A 21091-nucleotide genomic window follows, 5' to 3' on the forward strand; every position below is an offset into this window, starting at 1 on the left:
CGGTGCGGTACCGGAACCAGGCCTTCGATCTTGTGCGCAGCCGCCCGGTGATCGGACGGCGTCGTTGCGTCAGACGTTGAACAGGAAGTTCATTACGTCGCCATCCTGCACGACGTATTCCTTGCCTTCGGCGCGCATCTTGCCGGCTTCCTTGGCGCCCTGCTCGCCCTTGCAGGCGATGTAGTCGTCGTAGGAGATCGTTTGCGCGCGGATGAAGCCGCGTTCGAAGTCGGTGTGGATCACGCCGGCGGCTTGCGGGCCGGTGGCGCCGATCGGGATGGTCCAGGCGCGGACTTCTTTCACGCCTGCCGTGAAGTAGGTCTGCAGACCCAGCAGCTTGAAGGCGGCGCGGATCAGGCGGTTCAGGCCCGGCTCTTCCATGCCCATGTCGGCCAGGAAGGCCTGGCGGTCTTCGTCGGGCAGATCGACGATCTCGGATTCGATCGAGGCGCAGATGGCCACGACCGGGGCGCCGCGCTCGTTGGCGAATGCGGTCAGGCGGTCGAGCAGCGGGTTGTCGGTGAAGCCGTCGTCGCTCACGTTGCCCACGTACATCGCGGGCTTGGCGGTGATGAAGCACAGCTGCTGGATCACGGCGAGGTCTTCGGGCGACAGGCCCAGCGAACGGATCGGCTTGGCCTGGTTCAGGTGCGCGATGCAGGTCTCGAGCACGCCGACCAGACGTTGCGCTTCCTTGTCGCCGGAGCGCGCGGTCTTGTTGTGGCGGTGCAGGGCCTTCTCGGCCGTTTGCAGATCGGCCAGCGCGAGCTCGGTCTCGATCACTTCGATGTCGGCGATCGGGTCGACCTTGCCGGCCACGTGGATCACGTTGGGATCTTCGAAGCAGCGCACCACGTTCACGATGGCGTTGGTTTCGCGGATGTGCGAGAGGAACTGGTTACCCAGGCCTTCGCCCTGGCTCGCGCCCGCCACCAGACCGGCGATGTCGACGAACTCGACCGTGGCCGGCAGGATGCGCTCGGGCTTCACGATCTCGGCCAGCTTGGCCAGGCGCGGATCCGGCACCTCGACCACGCCCACGTTGGGCTCGATGGTGCAGAACGGGTAGTTCTCGGCCGCGATACCGGCGCGGGTCAGAGCGTTGAAGAGCGTCGATTTGCCCACGTTGGGCAGGCCAACGATGCCGCATTGCAGAGCCATGGAAATCCTGTGTCAGTACGATATTTGCGCGCTGTTGCGCGATTCAGGGTGCAGTTTACCGCCTGTACCCGGGTCGTGCTGGCGTGGCGGCATCCGCCGGCCGGCCGGTCGAACCGGCGCGGCCTGCCCGGCCAGCGGCGGGCAAATCAGGTGGCTGCCTCGGGCAGCCAGCGCATCAGGGCCCAGATCAGCAGGATCGGGCCGGCATTGAACATGGCGTGCAGCAAGACCGCCGCGCCGATGCCGCGGCGCACGCGCATCCAGCCCAGCACCAGGCCGGTCAGATACTGCGGCAAGACCAGCGCGGGCATCAGCCACCAGGGCATGGCGCTGAACTTGAAATTGCTCAGGTGTACCGCGGCGAAACTCAGCGCGCTGATGTGGAACACCCAGAAAAAATGCCGGATATAGAAACGGCGCCAGCGCGTGTTCCAGCCACGCAGACGAGCCGGCGCGTCGCGCAGGCCCCAGCCGGCAAGCAACACCAGCGCGGTCGCCGTGGCGATCACCCAGGTCTTGGGACCGTTGATCACCACCGCCACCATCAGCGGCACGAGCCACAGCGCCTGCAGCGGACGCCGCAGGCCGTAGCGGAACAGCATCTCTTCGACCAGCGGAGCCCAGACCACCGCGGCGAGCCACGGTAGATTGCTCGGATCGAGGCGGTGCATCGCGCCGCCCGCCCCGGCAGCCGCGACCGCGATCGGCCCCAGCACGAACAGATTGATGACCCACAGCAGCGCCGCCCAGGCCAGCACGCGGCCGGGCCGCACGCTCGGCCAGATGTCGCGCTCGAGACCACTGCCCTGGCTGCGCGGACCGATGCGGCCACGCAGGGTGGGCGCACGCAGGAAGCGCCACCAGTCGGCGATCTCCTCACGCAGCGTGAGCGGGCCGGGAGCCGGCAGCGGCGCGCGGCGCGTCACGCCGGATTACCGCCGTGCAGTTGGCGCGTGGCCTGCGCAAAATCGCCGCGCAACATCGCGGGCACGACCGCACGCGAACGGGTGATGACGTCGTCGATGCCGCCCTGCTCTTCGCGGCGCGGCGGATGCAGCACGAAATCCGCGACCTGCTGCTGCAGGTTGAGCGTGCGCGGATGGCCGATGCCGATGCGGAGGCGCCAGAAATTGGGGCTGCCCAGCGCGGCCTGAATGTCTTTGAGGCCGTTATGGCCCGCGTGTCCGCCGCCCTGCTTGAGCTTGGCCTGGCCCGGCAGCAAATCGAGCTCGTCATGCAGCACCAGCACTTCTTCGGGCGTGACCTTGAAGAAACGCGCGAGCGCGCCCACGGCCTGGCCGGAGCGGTTCATGTAGGTGATGGGTTTGAGCAGCAGCACGTTCTCGCCGTCGACGCGCGCCTTCGCCACGAATCCGGAGAAACCTTTCTCGAGATTGAAGGTGGCGCGCAGGTCGTCGGCCAGATGGTCGGCCAGCCAGAATCCGGCGTTGTGACGGGTGGCTTCGTACTCGGGGCCAGGATTTCCCAGCCCGACGATCAAACGTATGGGTGCGGACATGATGCGTGTGTTTAGAACACAAAAAACCCTGCGCATGCAAACGCAGGCGCAGGGTCTGTGCGGGGCGCGACCCCGCGTGCCTGGAACGAGTCCGGGAGAGCCTTAGGCGGCCGGCGCCTCGGCGTCGCCTTCGTCGGCAGCAGCGCCCTTGGGAGCGACAGCCGAAGCGATGACGGGGTCATCCGAACCGTGCACAGCGAAGGTCACGCCCAGCGGCAGCTTGACTTCCGACAGGTGCACCACGCCGCCACCCAGCAGATCCTTCAGATCCACTTCGATGAACTGGGGCAGGTTCTTCGGCAGGCAGGTAACTTCGACTTCGGTCACGATGTGCGAAATGATGTTGCCCGACAGCTTCACAGCCGGCGAACCTTCAGCGTTGATGTAGTGCAGGGGCACCTTGGTGTGCAGAGCCTGGTTGGCATCCACGCGCTGGAAGTCGATGTGCAGGACTTGTTGCTTGTAGGCGTGCCATTGAACCGAGCGCAGCAGAACTTGTTCGTTCTTGCCGCCTTCGATCGCCATGGTCAGGATCGAAGCGTGGAACTCTTCCTTGCGCAGGGCGTGGAAGATTTCGTTGTGGTCGAGCTCGATGTTCAGGGGGGCAGCCGTACCGCCGTAAACGATGGCGGGAACGCGGCCCGCGCGGCGCAGGCGGCGGCTCGCACTCGTACCCTGGACGCTACGCGAAGTGGCATTGAATTTCATGGAAAAACTCCAAACAATCTGGCGAAAAAAAATCCGCCGGTCGATTTCACGCCGCGCAACATGCGCGGCGTGTGATCCGCCTGCTGCCGCGACCAGCAACAGGCAAATGGGGTAATGAGGCCGGAGACCGCGATCGGATCAGTCGATCCGCTCAGCGAGGCACGCCGGCCTGGGGGTGTCTGCCTCAGTCGGCAAACAGCGAGCTGACCGACTCGGCGTTGGAAATACGCAGAATGGTCTCGCCCAGCAGCGCCGCGCACGACAGCTGGCGGATCTTGCCGCAAGCCTGGCCCTCGGACGAGAGCGGAATCGTGTCGGTCACCACGAGCTCGTCGAGCGACGAAGCTTCGATGCGTTCGATGGCACCACCCGACAGCACGGGGTGCGTGCAGTAGGCGTACACGGCGCCGGCGCCGCGTTCCTTGAGGGCCTGGGCCGCCTTGCACAGCGTGCCTGCCGTATCCACCATGTCGTCCATGATGATACAGGTGCGTCCGTCGACCTCACCGATGATGTTCATCACTTCGGAGACGTTGGCGCGCGGGCGGCGCTTGTCGATGATGGCCAGGTCGGCTTCGAGCTGCTTGGCCAGCGCACGGGCGCGAACCACGCCACCGATGTCGGGCGACACCACGACCAGGTTCGAGAAATTGCGGCGCCAGATGTCGCCCAGCAAGATCGGACCTGCGTAGATGTTGTCGACCGGGATGTCGAAGAAACCCTGGATCTGGTCGGCGTGGAGGTCCATCGTGAGGACGCGATCGACGCCGGCCACTTGCAGCATGTTGGCCACGACCTTGGCCGAGATCGACACACGCGCCGAGCGCGGGCGGCGATCCTGGCGAGCGTAGCCGAAATACGGAATCGCGGCGGTGATGCGGCCAGCCGAGGCACGGCGCAGGGCATCGACCATCACCATGATTTCCATCAGGTTGTCGTTGGTCGGCGCGCACGTGGGCTGGAGCACGAAGACGTCTTTGCCGCGGACGTTTTCGTTGATCTCGACCATCACCTCACCATCCGAGAAGCGGCCGACGGTCATCTTGCCGAGCGACATATCGAGATGGTTGACTACGTCCACGGCCAGGCGGGTGTTCGCCGTGCCCGTGAAAATCATGAAGCTATCGTTTGCCATGATGCAGGTGATGGTCGTTTTGAAACAACGAGGCACAAGGCCAGGGGTGGCATTCGCCCGTCCCGCTTGCGCAGACCCCGAAAAACAAAAAAGCCGCTGAACTGGTGCCGGTGTCTGACGGGCTCACGTTCAACAGCTTTTTTATGTATTGGTTTGGCTGGGGAGGAAGGATTCGAACCTTCGCATGCCGGAATCAAAATCCGGTGCCTTAACCAGCTTGGCGACTCCCCAACTAGCTTTCAATCCAGTGCCGCAACGGGTGCTCTGTTAATCCGGCCGAAGCCTTCACCAACCGAAACCCGGGATGCGTTTGGCTGATTGTTTTATCAGCGCCGCGCATTGTAGCGGTAATTTTCTTTTCTGCCAAAATCGCCGATTCGTTTACCGATTCGACAGCTTCTGATTCGGTACCGGGACCCGGGTATTCGGCGTAAAGACACGCACCAGACCCTGACATGCGAACCCGGATTCCCAGGTTTGCCAGCCATCGGACAGCCTCGAAAACCTGAGGAAACTGCCGAAAGACCACCGGCTCCAGATCGTTCTTTCCGAAGAAAGAAGTAGGCGAAGCAAGAAAGTCCGTTATTGTGACGTGTTCGGAATCCCTTGTCAAATCGGGTGCCGAAAAAACTGCGGGTGTGGGCACGCTCGCGTCGGGTTGGGCGATCAGATAGCTCGCCGGCGGCAGGCTGATCGGGCGCAAGGCCTCGCCCACGCCCTCGGCAAATGCCGACTGGCCGAACACAAACACGGGCACGTCGGCGCCCAGCGGCAAGGCCAATGCCATCAGCGCTTCGCGCGACAGACCGGTGTTCCAGAGACGATTGAGCGCGATCAGCGTGGTGGCGGCATCACTCGAGCCGCCGCCCAGCCCGCCCCCTTGCGGAATGCGCTTTTCGAGCCCGATGCGGGCGCCCTGCCGCGCGCCGGTGGCCTGCTGCAAGGCGCGGGCCGCGCGCACGATCAGGTCTTGCTCGGGCGGCACGCCCCGCAGCTCGTAGGCGCGCTCGATCACGCCATCCGGACGCGCCTCGAAGTGAAGCGTGTCGGCGATGTCGATGAAGCGGAACGCCGTCTGGAGCAGGTGATAGCCGTCGGCGCGACGGCCGACGACGTGCAGGAACAGATTGATCTTGGCGGGCGCCGGTACGTCGTAGAGCGTCACGAGCGTATCAGGGCTGATTGACCACCAGCCGCACGATGATGCGGCGGCCCGGCTCCTGGCGCTCGAGCACCAGCAATTGCGGGCCGAGCGTGTCGTAGCGCGAGAGCCGCGCGTTCCAGCCGTTTTGCTCGAACGAGGCCGGACGGCCGAGATCGTCGCGCTGGACGTTTTGGGCGGCGTCGGTATCGCTGGCGAGCTGGCCGCGCAGCCAACTGCGCAGACCGGACACCGGCACGGGGCTGCCGAGGGCGTCTTCGGCCAGCGCATCCGGATTGGGCGCCTGCAGCGTGGTGCCGTTGGCGCGCGTGAGCGTGGCGACGCCGGGGCCGCCCTCGACACGCGCCTCGATGGAGCCCAGCGGATTGGTCAGGTCGAGCACGTACTCACGACCCGTATCACGCCACGTAAACCCGCCCTGCACGGCCTGTTGCTTGCCGTCGGACTCGGTGGCGGTGATCGCGAAGCGGCCATTGCGCGAGAAGGCATCGCCCGCCGGGGCTTTGACTTCGGGCAGCGAGGTACACCCTGCGATCACGCCCAGGGCCAGGACGGCGACGGCACCGCGCATGCGCGCGAACACCGCCATCACGGCTGGACTCCGAGGCGCTCGAAGGTTTCGAGGACCGTGCGGTTTTTGGGATCTTTTTTGTAGCCCGTGCGCAGCAGCTCCATGGCGCGCTCGCGCTGACCCTGCTTCCAGAGCACCTCGGCCAGGTGGGCCGCGATGTCGGCCTCGGGCCGCTGCGCGTAGGCGCGCTTGAGGTACTCGGCCGCCGCGGGCAGCTCGCCCATGCGGTACTTGACCCAGCCCATGCTGTCGAGAATGAAGGGATCATCGGGCGCGAGGTCGAGCGCCTGCGTGATCAGATCGAGCGCTTCGGGCAGGCGCTGGCCGCGATCGGCGAGCGTATAACCCAGCGCGTTGTAGGCGTGGGCATGCTCGGGATCGAGCGCGATCACCTGACGCAGCAGGCGTTCGAGCTGATCGATCTTGCCGACGCGCTCGTACAGCATCGCGAGCTCGTATTTGATCTCGACGGTATCGGGCATCTGCTGATCGGCCTTGGCCAGCATCGCGATGGCCTGATCGACGCGATCGGCGTCGCGCAGGATCTGCGCCTTGGTGAGGATGCCCAACACCTGCTCTTCTTCGTCTTGCGGACCCGCGGCATTGATCAAGGCCAGCGCGTCGTCGACACGGCCCTGACGCGCGCGCAGCGAGGCCTGGCGCATGTGCGCCGAGAACCGCATGGAGGGGTCGTCGATACGGCCGAGCTCGGCGATCGCGTCGTCGAAGCGGCCTTGATCCTCGGCGATGCGAGAGAGCATCACGCGCGCATCGGCCGCGGCGGCGCCCGCATCGGTGGCGCCCGGCACGGTGGCCTGCTGGCGCTGGTTCTGCACGTCCAGATATTGCTGCAGCAGCGTGCGCGCCTGATCCAGGTGACCCGCCTTGTAGGCGAGCTGCGCCTGCATGAACAGCAGATCGAAATCTTCGGGCGAGCGGCGCGACATGGCCTGCAACTCGGCCTGGGCCGCGTCGTAATCGCCGCGCTCGGCCAATTGGCCGGCCAGCATCAGACGCACCTTGCGGGCGTTGGGATTGCGGGCGATATAGGCGCGGGCCTGCTCTTCGGCGCGCTGCGGGTCGACCTTTTCGCCATACTCGAGCACACGCTGGGCAGCCGGCTCGGAACGCGGGTCGGCGGCGAGCGCGGCGCGCGCTTCGGTGAAGGCGCGGCCGTAGTCGCCGGCCGCCTGGGCCACGTCGGCCAGGGCCAGACGCGCGACCGGCTGCTTGCGCACGCTGTCGGAGAGGGCTTCGTCGAGGATGCGCAGCGCGAGACGACGGTCGTTCAGGCGGCTGAGCACGCCCATGGCCTGGGCAATGGCGCCGGCCTTGTCGGGCGTGGCGTCGATACGCTTGCGCAGGGCCTCGGCCAGACCCTTGGTCTGACCATTGGCCGCGGCCAGGGCCAGCTCGGTGGAGCTGGCTTCGATGTCGTTCGGGGCGAGGCGCGACCAGGTGCGGGCCGCCTCGAGCGCGCCCGGCAGATTGCCGCCGGCGAGCTGGAACTCGAGCCCGCGGCGCGCCAGGCGCGGATCGCTGGTTTCGCGCGACAGATTGACGAGCGTGGTGGCGGCGCTGCCGTACATGCCACGCTGCGCGGCGATTTCGGCGGCCAGCACGCGATAGAAAATGTCACCGGTGAGGCTCACCAGCGGCAGTTGACCCGGCCGCAGGTGGATCACTTCGGTTTCGGGCGCACGCTGCTGGGGTACGAGGCGCGGCCCGGTGGCGTCTTTGGGACGCACTTCGGCGGCGAGGGCGGGGACCGCCTGGATACCCGCCAGCACCAAGGCCAGCGAGGCCAATCGGAGATTAATGTGTTTGAGCGACAACTTCACGCGGCCCGTCCGGTTGGTGGCACAATCTTCGTACACGTAATTGATCATCTTACACTGGCTCATGCCGGAACTGCCTGAAGTAGAAACCACGCGTCGGGGAATCGACGCGGTCATCACCGGCCAGACGCTGCGCCGCCTCGTGGTCCGCGAACCCCGCATGCGCTGGCCCGTTCCGCCCGACCTCCCCGCCCTGCTGACCGACCGCGTGGTGCTCGAATGCGCCCGCCGGGGCAAATATCTGCTGCTGCGTTTCGAGCACGGTGTGCAACTGGTGCATCTCGGCATGTCCGGCTCGCTGCGCCGGGTGCCTCAAGACGAAGCGCCGCGCAAGCACGATCACGTCGACTGGGTATTCGACCACGCCATCCTGCGCCTGCACGATCCGCGCCGTTTTGGTGCGGTGCTGTGGCATCCCGCCGAGGCGGGCCCGATCGACACCCATCCGCTTTTGACCACGCTCGGCATCGAACCGTTCGATCCGCGTTTCGACGGCAAGTGGCTGCATGACCAGTTCCGCGGCCGGGCCATGGCGGTCAAGCAGGCCCTGCTGGCCGGCAGCGCCGTGGTGGGCGTGGGCAATATCTACGCCTCCGAGAGCCTGTTCCGGGCCGGCATCGACCCGCGCCTGGCGGCCGGCAAAGTGTCCCGCCCGCGCTGCGACAAGCTCGCGGCGGCCATCCGCCTCACCCTGACCGACGCCCTCGACTCGGGCGGCAGCACCCTGCGCGACTACGTGGGTGCGAGCGGCGAGCCGGGCGCCTACTTCACCATTCACGCGGCCGTCTATGAGCGGGCCGGGCTGCCCTGCCGCCTGTGCGGCACGCCGATCCGCCGCATCGTCCAGGGGCAGCGGGCCACCTATTTCTGCCCGCGTTGTCAGAAGCGGTGAGGGGTCGGAACCCTAGGGAATTCGTTTATAGCGAACGTATTGCACAAAGACTAACGCCGGGATATATTGCCTCCACACCCAGAACAATGTGGCAGGAGACTCCATGAGCAAGCAATTCGCGTCGCACGGCGACCTGCAGGACAAAGTCGTTTCGTTCGAAAAGCTGTCCGACAACGCCTATGCCTATACGGCCGAAGGCGATCCCAACACCGGCATCATCATCGGCGACGACGCCGTGATGGTGGTCGACACCCAGGCCACGCCGGTCATGGCGCAAGACGTGATCGCTCGCGTGCGCGAAGTGACCGACAAGCCGATCAAGTACATCCTGCTGTCGCACTATCACGCCGTGCGCGTGTTCGGCGCCTCGGCCTACAACGCCCAGGAAATCCTCGCCAGCCGCGACACCTATGACCTGATCGCCGAGCGCGGCGAGCAGGACAAGGCCAGCGAGATCGGCCGCTTCCCCCGCCTGTTCCGCAACGCCGAGTCGATTCCGGCCGGCCTGGTCTGGCCGACCATGACCTTCAAGGGCGAGATGACGGTCAACCTCGGCAACCTCGAGGTCAAGCTGCTGCAGATCGGCCGCGGCCACACCAAGGGCGACACCATCGCCTGGCTGCCCGAGCAGAAGATCCTGTTCGCGGGCGATCTGGTCGAGTACCAGTCCACGCCGTATTGCGGCGACGCCTACTTCCGTCAATGGCCGGTCACGCTCGACGCGCTGGCCGCCTTCGGCGCCGAGAAGATGGTGCCGGGCCGGGGGCCGGCGCTCAAGAGCGCCACCGAAGTGCGCCAGGGTCTGGCCGGTACGCGCGCGTTCCTGACCGACCTGTACGCCGTGGTCAACCGCGGCGTGGCCGAAGGCCTCGACCTCAAGACCATCTATCGCCAGGCCTACGACTTCATGAAGCCGCGCTACAGCGACTGGGTGATCTTCGATCACTGCATGCCGTTCAACGTGTCGCGCGCCTACGACGAGGCCACCGGCCACGACGATCCGCGCATCTGGACCGACAAGCGCGACATCGAAATGTGGAAGCAGCTCGAAGGCTGATGCATGCCGGCGCCGCGCTCTGCGCGGCGTCTTGTTTGACCGATACCTATATGAGCAGTCCGCAGGCGGCCCCACCGGGCGCGCCGGGATGACTGCCGTCCGGCCGCGGCCGCGCGCGATGCGCCAGCTCCGGCCCAAGACAAACACACCACGCAGGAGACACTCGTGGGAGACATCGATTACCAGGCGCTGGAGTTCGCCTACCATGCGCACGTCCGTGATACCGCGCCGGCCACGCACCCCGTGGTCATCGTGGGCGCGGGCCCTGTCGGGCTGACCACCGCGATCGACCTGGCGCGCCAGGGCGTACCCGTGCTGGTGCTCGACGACGACTTCCGGCTGTCGACCGGTTCGCGCGCGATCTGTTTTGCCAAACGCACCCTCGAAATCTGGGACCGCCTGGGCATCGGCCAGCGCATGGTCGACAAGGGCGTGTCGTGGAACGTGGGCAAGGTGTTCTTCCGCGACCAGGAGGTGTGGCGCTTCGATCTGCTGCCCGAGTCGGGGCATCGCCGCCCGGCCTTCATCAATCTGCAGCAGTATTACGCCGAAGGCTATCTGCACGAGCAGGCCTGCGCCGAGCCCAACATCGAGCTGCGCTGGAAAAACCGCGTGACCGGCATCGAGCCGCAGGACGACCACACGCTCGTCACCGTCGAAACGCCGGACGGTCCCTATACGCTGGCGGCGCAATGGGTGATCGCGTGCGACGGCGCCCGCTCGCCGGTGCGCAAGCTGCTGGGCCAGGAGGCCCATGGCCGCATCTTCAAAGACCGCTTCCTGATCGCGGACGTGAAGATGAGCGCGCCCTTCCCGGCCGAACGCTGGTTCTGGTTCGATCCGCCGTTTCATCCCAACCAATCGGTGCTGCTGCACATGCAGCCCGACAATGTCTGGCGCATCGATTTCCAGCTGGGCTGGAATGCCGACCCCGTGGAGGCGGTCAAGCCCGAGAACGTGCTGCCGCGCATCCGCGCGCTGCTCGGCGCCGATACCGAATTCGAGCTGGAATGGGTCAGCGTGTACACGTTTGCCTGCGAACGCATGGACACGTTCCGCCACGGCCGCGTGCTGTTCGCCGGCGACGCGGCGCACCGTGTCTCGCCGTTCGGCGCCCGCGGCGCCAACAGCGGCGTGCAGGATGCCGAAAACCTCGCCTGGAAGCTGCGACTCGTGCTGGCCGGGCATGCGCCCGAGGCCCTGCTCGACACCTATGCGACCGAACGCGAGTACGCCGCCGACGAGAACATTCTCAACTCGTCGCGCTCTACCGACTTCATCACGCCCAAGAGCGAGGTGAGCCGGACGTTCCGCAACGCGGTGCTGAATCTGGCGCGCGATCACGCCTTCGCGCGCACGCTCGTCAACAGCGGCCGTCTGTCCTTGCCGGCCACCTATCGCGACTCGCCGCTCAACACGCCGGACGCCGACGCGTTCGCCGGCACGATGGCGCCCGGCGCCGTTGCCGCCGATGCGCCGGTCGCGGGCGGCAATGGCCAGCCCTGGTGGCTGGGTCAGCTCGATACCGCGTTCAATGTGGTGCTGTTCGGCGGCGCCGAGGCGCCCTCTTCCGAGCTCGTGCAGACCTTGCAACGCCAGACCGACCGGCCCGTGCCGGTGCGCGCGATCGTGGTCGCCCCGGCGGGCGCGACGTGGACGGCGCCACCCGGCGTGCTGCGCGTGGAGGACACCGAGGGATTGCTGGCCCGCCGCTACGACGCGCAACCGGGCACCTGCTACCTGATCCGCCCCGACCAGCACATCGCCGCGCGCTGGCGTGGCCACGATGCCGCCACGCTCGACGCCGCGCTCGACCAGGCGCTGGCACGCGCCACCTGCACGCACTGAGGACCGCCATGCCGCTCATCACCACGCCCAACCTGCCTTCGGCCGACGGTTTCTACGAGGCCCTGATCGAGACCCACCGCGACCTCAGCGATGCGCAGAGCCGCGAACTCAACGCCGCGCTGATCCTGCTGCTGGCCAATCACATCGGCGACATGAGCGTGATTGCCGAAGCCCTGGCCCACGCACGCGCCTCGGTCGCCACCGGGGCGGCTTCCGCCTGAGACGACCGCGCTGCCCCGCCGGGCCCGTCGCCCGGCGGACCAAAAGCGGACATGCGCCCCTACAATGGGGCGCATGAGTTCCTGCCCCCTGCTGCACGATCTGCTGCGCGGTGTGCCACGCCCTTATGCGGTGCCAGCCACCCCGGCCGCACTGGCGGACGACGACACCGCCGAGACGGCGCTCGCCCTGGCGCTGGAGCGCACGCGGGCCTGCGTCGACGCGGGCATGGCACCGGGGCCGGAAGAAAAACGCGCCTTCGTCGGCGCGCTGGCCCGCGTCGTGGACGAGGCATGGCAACAGGACCCGGTGTTCCAGGCGCTTCTGTTGCGACAGCGTTCCGCGGAAGTGGCCGAATACGTGAGCCTCGCGGGCGGCGTCAAACAGGACCGGCGCACCGTGCGAGCCATCGTGAACGCCGCGGCCCATCCGGCGCGGCTGCAGCGCATGGCGGACGACGCGGGCCGCGCGGCGCTCTCCCGCCTGCACGCGGCGGCCAGCGAAGAAAACTGGCCCGCGTTGCATCACGCGCTGGCGGCCGTGCTCGCGATGCCGGCCAGCGAAGCGAGCGCGCCGGCGCTGACCGCGCTGCAAAACCTGCCGCAAGACGCCGCGTTTGCCCGCTTGCGCCGCTACGCCGCGCTGGCCGCCCATCCGCGGGTTCAGGCCTATCTGGCGCTGTGCGCCCAACACGGTCCGCAATCCGGCAGCGCCGACGCCTATGCACAGGGCGCCGCATCGCGCCGCCGTGGCAATGTGGCCGAAGCCGCCGCCGCCGACGCGCTCGCCACGCTCGCGCGCGGTCTGACCGCGGCCACCGCCACGCACGTGTATCGCACCGTGCGATCGGCACGCATGCCCGGCTCGCTGGTGGCCAGCACCGATCGCGCCAAGGGCGAGTGGGACGTGCTGGTGCTGCGGCAAGCCGCGGACGCCGGCCCGGATACCGCATGGGAGGTATGCCTGGTGGTGGAGGTCAAGGCCTCGCCCGACGCGGCGGCCACCGACCTCTTTCGGCTGCTGCGCGGCCTGAATCTGCTCGCCGCGGCCGATACGAGCCTCGACTATGCGTTCCAGAGTGCCGACGGCCCCGTGCGCCTGAGCGGCGCGTCGCTGGCCGCGCTGTCGGCGCAGACCGGCAGCCCCGCGCCGCCCATTCTGTACTGCTGCGACTCGCCGCCCGAGCCGGCGGTGCGGCTGCTGACGGCGGCGAGCCGCATGCAATTGCTGTCGGCGCCCGCGACGGTGGCTTACGCCCAGCGGCTCGATGCCGGGCTCTACGCCGACCCGCGTGAACTGGATGCCGTGTGGCGCGACGTGGTCGCCGAGCCGCGCTGGCGTCATGTGTTGCGTCAGTATCTCGAACTGCGGCAGGCGCGCGGCCTGATGGTCTACACCCCGGACCTTGCCGTAACCGTCGGGCATGCCGCGGCGCCAGCCAGCCTGGCCGCGACGTCGAAATGAATGCCGGGCGCGGCGGCGCCGGGCGCAGTTGCGCCGGGCGCCGATGCGCCGGGCGCCGCTGCGCGGCCCAGCCGCCGGCCACCATTCAGACTCGATCGGCGAAGGTCTCGATGATCAATCCGCGCAGCCATTGATTGCCGCCGTCGCGCTGAAAGCGGCGGTGCCAGTACAGATTGGTCTGTAGCGCCGGCACGCGGATCGGCGGCGTCAGGACCTGCAAGCCGAAATGCGGCGCCGCGCTGGCGGCCAGCTTCTGCGGCACGGTGGCGAGCAGATCGGTGGTGCTGACGATGTAGGGCACCGCCGCGAAGTGCGGCACGCTGAAGTGCGCCTCGAGCCGCACGCCTGCGCGCTCGAGCGACTGATTCACCTGCCCGTAGGGCGCGGCCCGCGACACCACCAGATGGCGCTCGGCGCGAAAGGCCTTCAGGCTCATGCCGGCGCGCGCGCTCGGATGCCCGGCACGGAACAGGGTCGCGTAGCCCTGACGGAACAGCATGCGTTGCACCACGCCGCCCGCCAACTCCGCGAAGGCGCCCACGGCCAGATCGACGCGCCCCGCGTCGAGTTCGCGCTGCAGATCCGCGCCCTGCAGCCGCAGCGAGTCGATGCGGACCTCCGGCGCGACGCGCGCGCACGCTTCCATCAGCGAGGGCATGAAATGAATCTCGCCCACGTCGGTCATGGCGATGCGAAAGCGCCGCGTGCTGTGCGCGGGATCGAAAGCCTCGTCGGACTCGTCGACCATATGCGAGAGCAGATCGAGCGCCTCACTCACCGGCCCCGCCATGCGTTCGGCGCGCGGGGTGGGCTGCATGCCCTGCCCGGTGCGCACGAAGAGCTCGTCGCCGAAAGCCGTGCGCAAACGCCGCAGCGCGTTGCTCACGGCGGGCTGCGACAGATCGAGGCGGCGCGCCACGGCGGAGATGCTGCGCTCCTGCAGCAGATGCTGCAGGATCACGAGCAGATTGAGATCGAGCGTGCGCAGGTCGGTCACGGGGCCACTATTCATGATGTGAATAATCTGTATTTATACATTCCCGTATCCAACGATGGGGAATTTGCGCAGAATGACGCATGGTCCGGCGCCACGTCCGGCCACCTCATAACAACCCCGGCCCGCCCCCTCGCGCGGCGCCGCCAGGAGACAACCATGCCCCTGCAATACCAGTCCGGCTTCGGCAATGCCTGCGCCACCGAGGCGCTGCCCGGCGCGCTGCCGCACGGCCGCAACTCGCCACAGCAGTGCCCTTACGGCCTTTACGCCGAACAGCTGTCGGGCTCGGCCTTCACCGCGCCGCGCGCCGAGAATCGCCGCTCCTGGCTGTATCGCATCCGTCCGGGCGTGGTGCACAAGCCCTTCGCGCCGTTCGAGGGCGCGCCGCAGTGGCGCTCGACGTTCGGCGAAGGCCCCGTCACGCCCAATCAGCTGCGCTGGAGCCCGCTGCCGATCCCCGACGCGCCGACCGATTTCGTGGCCGGCGTGCAGACCTGGGGCGGCAACGGCAGCCCCGACGAACAGGCGGGCGTGGGCATTCATCTGTATGCCGCCAACCGCTCGATGGACGGCCGCTTCTTCTATAACGCCGACGCCGAGATGCTGATCGTGCCGCAGCTCGGCCGCCTGCGCCTGGCCACCGAGCTCGGCCTGATCGAGCTCGAGCCCTGCGAGATCGCCGTGATCCCGCGCGGCGTGCGCCTGCGCGTGGAGCTGCTCGACGGCCAGGCGCGCGGATATCTGCTCGAAAACTTCGGCGCGCCGCTGCGCCTGCCGGAACTGGGCCCGATCGGCTCCAACGGCTTGGCCAACGCACGCGACTTCCTGGCGCCGGTCGCCTGGTACGAAGACATCGAAGGCGACTTCGAACTCATCGCCAAATTCACCGGTGGCTTCTGGCGCGCGCCGCTCACGCATTCGCCGCTGAACGTCGTGGCCTGGCACGGCACGCACGCCCCCTACAAGTACGATCTGCGCCTGTTCAACACGGTGGGCTCGATCAGCTACGACCACCCGGATCCCTCGATCTTCACGGTGCTGACCTCGCCGTCGGACACCCCGGGCACGGCCAATCTGGATTTCGCGATCTTCCCGCCGCGCATCCTCGCCATGGAAAACACCTTCCGTCCGCCCTGGTTCCACCGCAACGTGGCCAGCGAGTTCATGGGCCTGGTGCAGGGCGTGTACGACGCCAAGGCCGAGGGCTTCGCGCCGGGTGGCGCCAGCCTGCACAACTGCATGAGCGGCCATGGTCCCGACGCCGACACCTTCGAGAAGGCGAGCGTGGCCGACACCAGCAAGCCGCATTACATCCGCGATACCATGGCCTTCATGTTCGAGACGCGCCGGGTGATCCGCCCGACCGCGCACGCGCTGGCATCGCCGCAGTTGCAGGGCGACTACTACCAGTGCTGGCAAGGCCTGAAGAAGCATTTCAATCCCGAACGGGCATAAGCGCCGGCCTCGCCGCCGGCCCGCGCCCGATGGCTGCGCGGCAATGGTGCGCCATTGCCGCGTTGTCATTGGCAGCGCGCACGACCCCCTCCCTCCTCCTGGAACCGAGACACCGCGACCCATGACTACCCTGAACGAAACCCACGATCCCGCCCTGACCAGCTGGGTCAGCAGCGCCAACACCCCGGCCAACGGCTTTCCGCTGCAGAACCTGCCCTACGCCGCGTTCCGCCGCAAGGGCACGCAGGAAGCCTTCCGCGTCGGTGTCGCGATCGGCGACGCCATCGTCGATCTGGCCGCGCTGGCGGACGCGAATCCGGGCGCACCGTTCGATGGCGACGCCCGGGCCGCGCTGCAGGCCGGCCGCGAAACGCGCGTCAATGCGCTGATGGCGCTGGGCCAGCCGGCCTGGCAGGCGCTGCGCCTGGCGCTCTCGCGCGCGCTGCGCACCGGATCGCCGCTGCAGGGCCTGATCGAGCCGCTGCTGGTGCCGCAGGCCGACGCCGAGTTCACCACGCCCGCCCAGATCGGCGACTACACCGACTTCTATATCTCGGTGCACCACGCCACCGCGATCGGCAAGCAATTCCGGCCCGACAATCCGCTGCTGCCCAACTACAAGTGGGTGCCGATCGGCTACCACGGCCGGGCCTCCAGCATCGGCGTGAACCAGCAATTCCCGCGTCCGGTGGGCCAGCAACGCCCGGCCGCCGAAGGCGAGGCGCCGCAGTTCGGTCCGTGCAAGCGCCTGGACTACGAGCTCGAGCTCGGCGTGTTCCTCGGCAGCGCCAACCCGCTGGGCGAGCGTGTGCCGCTGGATCAGGCGGAGTCGCATGTGTTCGGCATGTGCATTCTGAACGACTGGTCGGCCCGCGATCTGCAGGCCTGGGAATACCAGCCGCTCGGCCCCTTCCTGTCGAAGAACTTCGCCTCGACCATTTCGCCCTGGATCGTCACGCTCGAGGCGCTCGCGCCCTTCCGCGTCGCCTACAGCCGCGACGCCGCCGATCCGCAGCCGCTGCCCTACCTGAGCTCCGACGCGAACCGCGCCGAGGGCGCCATCGACGTGCAGATGGAAGTGCTGCTCACCACCGAGCAATCGCGTGGCGCGAAGCAGGCGCCGGCCAAGTTGTCGTCGAGCAACTTCCGCGATGCCTACTGGAACGTCGCCCAGCTGGTCGCGCATCACACGGTCAACGGCTGCAATCTGCAACCCGGCGACCTGCTCGGCACCGGCACGCTGTCGGGTCCGCAGCCCGACGAGGCCGGCTCGCTGATGGAATTGAGCAACGGCGGCAAGACCGCGGTCGCGCTGCCCTGGGGCGAGTCGCGCACCTTCCTGCAGGACGGCGACGAGATCATCATCCGCGCGCACTGCGAAAAACCCGGCTACCCGCGCATCGCCTTCGGGCAGGCCGCGGGCACGGTGTTGCCGGCACGCGTCTGATCCCGACCGGTCAGGCATGACAAAGCCCCGGGTGGCGCGCCTTGCGAAGGCGCCTCACCCGGGGCTTTTTTGTCGCCGGGCCGCCCCAAAACAAAAAGCCCCCTCGGGGGGCAGCAAGCCGAAGGCGCAGCGTGGGGGCATTTTTTGTCGCCGGGCCGCCCCAAGACAAAGAGCCCCCTCGGGGGGCAGCAAGCCGAAGGCGCAGCGTGGGGGCATTTTTTGTCGCCGGGCCGCCCCAAGACAAAAACGCCCCCCCGGGGGGCAGCAAGCCGAAGGCGCAGCGTGGGGGCAATTTTTGTCGCCGGGCCGCCCCAAGACAAGAAAACCCCGCGCCTGGGCTCAGCGCCGCGCGGCGTCCTGAGGCGGCAGGCGATAGCGTTCCTCGCGATAGGCCCAGCTCGGCCACAGCGCGTGCGCCAGCGCCTCGTCGGCCAGCGCCGGATTGGCCGGCAGCTCGTCGTAGCCTTCTTCGTCCGAGAGCGGCGCGCGGCGGTAGTTGTAGATATGGACCGGCTTGCGCGGCTCGATCACGGCCAGCGTGTCACCCTTGAGATAAGCGAAGTTGTCGCCGTACTGCATGATGGCGCGGTTCGGATCGCGCTGCGTCAGGTCGGCGCCCAGCAGCGGATTGACGTTGTCCAGGCCCATGAGCGAGAGCAGCGTGGGCGCCATGTCGATCTGGCTCACGATGCGGTCATCGCGGCGCGGCGCGATGCTGCCCCCCAGGATCAGCGCCGGGATCTGGAAATGCCGCACCGGCACGAGGTTGGCGCCATACACGCGCGAATCATGGTCGGCGATCACCAGGAACACCGTGTTGTCCCAGTACGGCGCCTGGCGGGCGCGCTCGAAGAACTTGCCCAACGCCCAGTCCGCGTAGCGCACGGTGTTCTCAACCGTGGCGGGATCGCCCTGCGGTTCGATCCGGCCCGCCGGGTACTCCCACGGCGAGTGATTGGTCACCGAAAACGCCAGCGTGAACACGGGCTTGTCGCCATCGGCGCGCAGCAGCCGGTCGACCTGATTGAACATGTCTTCGTCGGAGGCGCCCCACGAGCCCACGAACACCGGATCGACAAACGCCTTGCGATCGACGATCTCGTTGAAGCCGTTGCCCAGGAAAAATCCGCGCATGTTGTCGAAGTGCGATTCGCCGCCGTACACGAAGCGGGAACGGTAGCCATGCGCGCCAAGCACGCCAGCCAGCGTGAAGAAGTTGCTCTGCGAGCGCGGCAGCTTCACCACCGCTTCGGCGACCGTGGGCAGGAAGCCCGCCGTCACGGCCTCGATGCCCCGCACCGAGCGCGTGCCGGTGGCATAGGCGCGGCCGAACATCCAGCCCTGCTGACCGAGCGCGTCGATATTCGGCGTCAGGTCGCGTCCGCCCAGGCTGCCCACGTATTGGGCGCCGAGGCTCTCCTGCAGGATGATCACCAGATTGAGCGGCTTGTCGCGGCGTGTCGTGGCACGCTGCACGTGTTCGCTCGGATAGGCCGGATCCAGCGCCGGGCCGGTGAGGCCGGCGGCCTCGCGCACCAGCGCGTTCATGCGGTCGGTCTCCATCAGCGGATACAGCGCGGCCGATGAGCGTTCGTCGCGCATGCGGTAGGCCGCATCGAAGACGTTATAGAGCGAGTTCAGCGGCAGCGTGTTGACCATGGCGTCGCTGGAGAACGCGACCACCGACGGATTGATCGGCCGGTGCTGCAGCGTGCCGCGCCCGGCCAGCACGCAGACGGCAATGACGGCCAGCGTGACCAAGGGTCGTTTCCACCAGCGCATGAAGCCATCGGCGCGGCCCACCGGGAAAAGCCGGAACCCCAGCCACGCCGCCGCCAGCAGCAAGACCGCCGAGGCGAACAGCACGCCCTTGTAGCCCTCCCAGAGCATGGCCGCCACTTCGCGCGGATGCACCAGGTACTCGAAGTAGAGCCGGTTCGGCCGCGTGTCGTACTCGGAGATGAACTGGGGCGTGGACACCTCGAGCAGCACGAACAGCATCCACCAGATGCGATACCACCAGGCCGTCAGCCGGGCGGCGAGCGGACGATGACCGAACCACGGCGACAGCGCCGCCGGCAGCCCGATCACCATGGCGATCAGGCAGAGGTCGATACGCCAGCCCCCGATGAGGATGGGCCAGAGTCCGCCGGCGTCCTGCACACGCTCCCAAAGCCAGAACGACAGCGCCAGCCGGCTCAGGGTGAGCATGACCAGCACGGAGATGACAAAGCGAACGGTAAGACGGCGCAAAAGCGGCTCCGGGAGTGGCGCCGATGGGGGGTGGCTCAAGCGGCCGATACCAGCGCCCGTTTCAGGGACGCGCAAGCATACCGGCAAGCCGTCAAATTATTGTCAAAAAATGCCCCCACGCTGCGCCTTCGGCTTGCTGCCCCCCGAGGGGGCGCTTTTTGTCTTGGGGCGGCCCAAGACAAAAAAAAACGGCCCGCCGGATCAACGGCGGGCCGCGAGCAGACCGGGCGCTGTTCGCGCCCGGGCAAGGGGAAGATGGTTTTAGCGGGCCAGGGCTTCGGGCTCGACGCCCTTGATCAGGCCAGCCAGGATTTCGACTTCGGCGTCGGTCAGCTCGGTCAGCGGGCTGCGCACCGGGCCGGCCGAGTGGCCCACCAGGGTGGCGCCGGCCTTGATCATGCTGACGGCGTAACCGGACTTGCGGTTGCGCAGCGCGATCAGCGGGAAGTAGAAGCGCTTGAGCAGGTCGTTGACCGTGGCGTGATCGTTGGCGCGGATGGCTTCGTAGAAGCGCACGGCGGTGGCGGGCACGAAGTTGAAGACGGCCGACGAGTACGTGTTCACGCCCATCGCCAGGTAGGCGGGTGCGAAGATTTCGGCGGTGGGCAGGCCGCCCACGTAGACCAGACGATCGCCGATGCGGTTGTGGACCGACATCATCAGTTCGATGTTGCCCACGCCGTCCTTGAAGCCGATCAGGTTCGGGCAGCGGTCGACCAGACGCTCGAGCGCGTCGGCATTGAGCTGCGAGTTGGCACGGTTGTAGACCACGACGCCGAGCTTGGTCGATTTGCAGACCGCTTCGACGTGATCGACGATGCCGTCCAGGCTGGCTTCGGTCAGGTAGTGCGGCATCAGCAGAATGCCGCTCGCGCCGTTGGCCTCGGCGGCCTGCGCGTAGCGGATGGCGGCGCGCGTGCCCTGGCCTACGCCAGCGACGATCGGGGTGTCTTTCTTGCAGGTGTCGGTGGCGGTCTTCACGACCTTGGCGTATTCGTCGACTTCCAGCGAGAAGAACTCACCGGTGCCGCCGGCCGCGAACAGCACCGAGGCGCCGTAGGGCATCAGCCATTCGAGGCGTTGACGGTAGGTCTGCTCATTGAAGTCGCCGTTGGCGGTGAAATCGGTCACCGGGAACGACAGCAGGCCATTGCCCAGGAGGTGTTTGAGGGCGGCGTGGTCGAAATACATGGAATTCTGCTCCGTGGTGTCAAAGCGCCGCGGGCTCCCCCGGAACCGGATGGCGGCGTTCATCGTGTTGGGTCGTGCCACCGGGTCACCCGACCCGGCCTGCATGCAACCAGACGGTGGAACTGCTCGTCGCCGCCTAGTTGTACGACATCGTATATCTAATTTCGGCGCAAG

At 67.4% G+C, this 21091-nt stretch carries 18 protein-coding genes and 1 tRNA gene; 7 read left to right on the plus strand and 12 right to left on the minus strand.

From position 1 onward, the window contains the following. Window positions 1-69: 69 nt before the first annotated feature. The 9 genes from ychF to CEK29_RS19895 form a co-directional block, all read right to left on the minus strand. Window positions 70-1161 carry a redox-regulated ATPase YchF gene (ychF, locus tag CEK29_RS19855; RefSeq protein ID WP_094804008.1) on the minus strand — a complete coding sequence of 364 codons (1092 nt, stop codon included), beginning with the start codon at window positions 1159-1161 and terminating at the stop codon, window positions 70-72. Between the two features lie 146 nt (window positions 1162-1307). Beyond that, window positions 1308-2087, minus strand: coding sequence for a CPBP family glutamic-type intramembrane protease (locus CEK29_RS19860; protein WP_094804010.1), 780 nt, complete (start codon window positions 2085-2087; stop codon window positions 1308-1310). Beyond that, window positions 2084-2680 carry an aminoacyl-tRNA hydrolase gene (pth, locus tag CEK29_RS19865; protein WP_176456941.1) on the minus strand — a complete coding sequence of 199 codons (597 nt, stop codon included), beginning with the start codon at window positions 2678-2680 and terminating at the stop codon, window positions 2084-2086. Before pth ends, CEK29_RS19860 begins: the two co-directional genes overlap by 4 nt. Window positions 2681-2782: 102 nt before the next feature. Continuing rightward, window positions 2783-3388, minus strand: a complete 606-nt coding sequence (locus CEK29_RS19870; RefSeq protein ID WP_094804014.1) for a 50S ribosomal protein L25/general stress protein Ctc — start codon at window positions 3386-3388, stop codon at window positions 2783-2785. Window positions 3389-3572: 184 nt separating this feature from the next. Further along, a complete protein-coding gene (locus CEK29_RS19875; RefSeq protein WP_170948573.1) occupies window positions 3573-4523 on the minus strand; it encodes a ribose-phosphate pyrophosphokinase in 951 nt (316 codons plus the stop codon). A gap of 154 nt (window positions 4524-4677) precedes the next feature. Then, window positions 4678-4754, minus strand: a tRNA-Gln gene (locus CEK29_RS19880). A gap of 1 nt (window position 4755) precedes the next feature. After that, window positions 4756-5688 carry a 4-(cytidine 5'-diphospho)-2-C-methyl-D-erythritol kinase gene (ispE, locus tag CEK29_RS19885; RefSeq protein WP_094859115.1) on the minus strand — a complete coding sequence of 311 codons (933 nt, stop codon included), beginning with the start codon at window positions 5686-5688 and terminating at the stop codon, window positions 4756-4758. A gap of 7 nt (window positions 5689-5695) precedes the next feature. After that, window positions 5696-6274 (minus strand): lipoprotein insertase outer membrane protein LolB, encoded by a 579-nt coding sequence (gene lolB, locus CEK29_RS19890; protein ID WP_094859116.1) that lies wholly within the window; start codon window positions 6272-6274, stop codon window positions 5696-5698. After that, complete coding sequence (locus CEK29_RS19895) at window positions 6274-8160, minus strand: tetratricopeptide repeat protein (protein WP_094804021.1); 1887 nt, start codon at window positions 8158-8160, stop codon at window positions 6274-6276. Before CEK29_RS19895 ends, lolB begins: the two co-directional genes overlap by 1 nt. On the opposite strand from CEK29_RS19895, the gene mutM reads away from it, so the two are divergent. The 5 genes from mutM (at window position 8159) to CEK29_RS19920 (ending at window position 13574) form a co-directional block, all read left to right on the plus strand. Beyond that, window positions 8159-8986, plus strand: coding sequence for a bifunctional DNA-formamidopyrimidine glycosylase/DNA-(apurinic or apyrimidinic site) lyase (gene mutM, locus CEK29_RS19900; protein ID WP_094804023.1), 828 nt, complete (start codon window positions 8159-8161; stop codon window positions 8984-8986). The genes CEK29_RS19895 and mutM overlap by 2 nt on opposite strands. Window positions 8987-9089: 103 nt before the next feature. Further along, window positions 9090-10043 carry an MBL fold metallo-hydrolase gene (locus tag CEK29_RS19905; protein ID WP_094804025.1) on the plus strand — a complete coding sequence of 318 codons (954 nt, stop codon included), beginning with the start codon at window positions 9090-9092 and terminating at the stop codon, window positions 10041-10043. Window positions 10044-10208: 165 nt separating this feature from the next. After that, entirely contained in the window at window positions 10209-11891 is a 1683-nt protein-coding gene (locus CEK29_RS19910) for an FAD-dependent oxidoreductase (RefSeq protein WP_094804027.1), read from the plus strand. Between the two features lie 8 nt (window positions 11892-11899). After that, window positions 11900-12112, plus strand: a complete 213-nt coding sequence (locus tag CEK29_RS19915; protein ID WP_094859117.1) for a DUF2783 domain-containing protein — start codon at window positions 11900-11902, stop codon at window positions 12110-12112. 73 nt (window positions 12113-12185) lie between these two features. Then, window positions 12186-13574: a 3-deoxy-D-arabino-heptulosonate 7-phosphate synthase gene (locus tag CEK29_RS19920; RefSeq protein WP_141218365.1), complete on the plus strand. Its 1389-nt coding sequence runs from the start codon at window positions 12186-12188 to the stop codon at window positions 13572-13574. 85 nt (window positions 13575-13659) lie between these two features. Here the strand turns inward: CEK29_RS19920 and CEK29_RS19925 are convergent, their stop codons facing one another. Then, window positions 13660-14586, minus strand: coding sequence for a LysR family transcriptional regulator (locus tag CEK29_RS19925; RefSeq protein ID WP_440588337.1), 927 nt, complete (start codon window positions 14584-14586; stop codon window positions 13660-13662). Window positions 14587-14727: 141 nt separating this feature from the next. Here CEK29_RS19925 and hmgA point away from each other — a divergent pair, with 141 nt between their 5' ends. Together hmgA and fahA are read left to right on the plus strand one after the other, a co-directional pair. Further along, window positions 14728-16026, plus strand: coding sequence for a homogentisate 1,2-dioxygenase (gene hmgA, locus CEK29_RS19930; protein ID WP_094804033.1), 1299 nt, complete (start codon window positions 14728-14730; stop codon window positions 16024-16026). A 121-nt stretch (window positions 16027-16147) separates the two neighbouring features. After that, window positions 16148-17473 carry a fumarylacetoacetase gene (gene fahA, locus CEK29_RS19935; RefSeq protein WP_094859119.1) on the plus strand — a complete coding sequence of 442 codons (1326 nt, stop codon included), beginning with the start codon at window positions 16148-16150 and terminating at the stop codon, window positions 17471-17473. Window positions 17474-17812: 339 nt separating this feature from the next. Here fahA and CEK29_RS19940 read toward each other — a convergent pair whose 3' ends face one another. After that, entirely contained in the window at window positions 17813-19726 is a 1914-nt protein-coding gene (locus CEK29_RS19940; RefSeq protein WP_255176220.1) for an LTA synthase family protein, read from the minus strand. A 261-nt stretch (window positions 19727-19987) separates the two neighbouring features. Next, on the minus strand, window positions 19988-20917 hold the full coding sequence (kdgD, locus tag CEK29_RS19950; protein ID WP_094804049.1) for a 5-dehydro-4-deoxyglucarate dehydratase: 930 nt from the start codon (window positions 20915-20917) through the stop codon (window positions 19988-19990). Between the last annotated feature and the right edge of the window lie 174 nt (window positions 20918-21091).

The organism is Bordetella genomosp. 5, from assembly GCF_002261475.1.
Lineage (GTDB): Bacteria > Pseudomonadota > Gammaproteobacteria > Burkholderiales > Burkholderiaceae_B > Bordetella.

Coding starts and splice junctions, on each gene's coding strand:
- ychF (WP_094804008.1), bottom strand. CDS start 1,161: ATGGCTCTGCAATGCGGCATCGTTGGCCTGCCCAACGTGGGCAAATCG.
- kdgD (WP_094804049.1), bottom strand. CDS start 20,917: ATGTATTTCGACCACGCCGCCCTCAAACACCTCCTGGGCAATGGCCTG.
- CEK29_RS19905 (WP_094804025.1), top strand. CDS start 9,090: ATGAGCAAGCAATTCGCGTCGCACGGCGACCTGCAGGACAAAGTCGTT.
- pth (WP_176456941.1), bottom strand. CDS start 2,680: ATGTCCGCACCCATACGTTTGATCGTCGGGCTGGGAAATCCTGGCCCC.
- CEK29_RS19920 (WP_141218365.1), top strand. CDS start 12,186: ATGAGTTCCTGCCCCCTGCTGCACGATCTGCTGCGCGGTGTGCCACGC.
- CEK29_RS19875 (WP_170948573.1), bottom strand. CDS start 4,523: ATGGCAAACGATAGCTTCATGATTTTCACGGGCACGGCGAACACCCGC.
- CEK29_RS19870 (WP_094804014.1), bottom strand. CDS start 3,388: ATGAAATTCAATGCCACTTCGCGTAGCGTCCAGGGTACGAGTGCGAGC.
- hmgA (WP_094804033.1), top strand. CDS start 14,728: ATGCCCCTGCAATACCAGTCCGGCTTCGGCAATGCCTGCGCCACCGAG.
- lolB (WP_094859116.1), bottom strand. CDS start 6,274: ATGGCGGTGTTCGCGCGCATGCGCGGTGCCGTCGCCGTCCTGGCCCTG.
- CEK29_RS19915 (WP_094859117.1), top strand. CDS start 11,900: ATGCCGCTCATCACCACGCCCAACCTGCCTTCGGCCGACGGTTTCTAC.
- mutM (WP_094804023.1), top strand. CDS start 8,159: ATGCCGGAACTGCCTGAAGTAGAAACCACGCGTCGGGGAATCGACGCG.
- CEK29_RS19895 (WP_094804021.1), bottom strand. CDS start 8,160: ATGAGCCAGTGTAAGATGATCAATTACGTGTACGAAGATTGTGCCACC.
- fahA (WP_094859119.1), top strand. CDS start 16,148: ATGACTACCCTGAACGAAACCCACGATCCCGCCCTGACCAGCTGGGTC.
- CEK29_RS19925 (WP_440588337.1), bottom strand. CDS start 14,586: ATGAATAGTGGCCCCGTGACCGACCTGCGCACGCTCGATCTCAATCTG.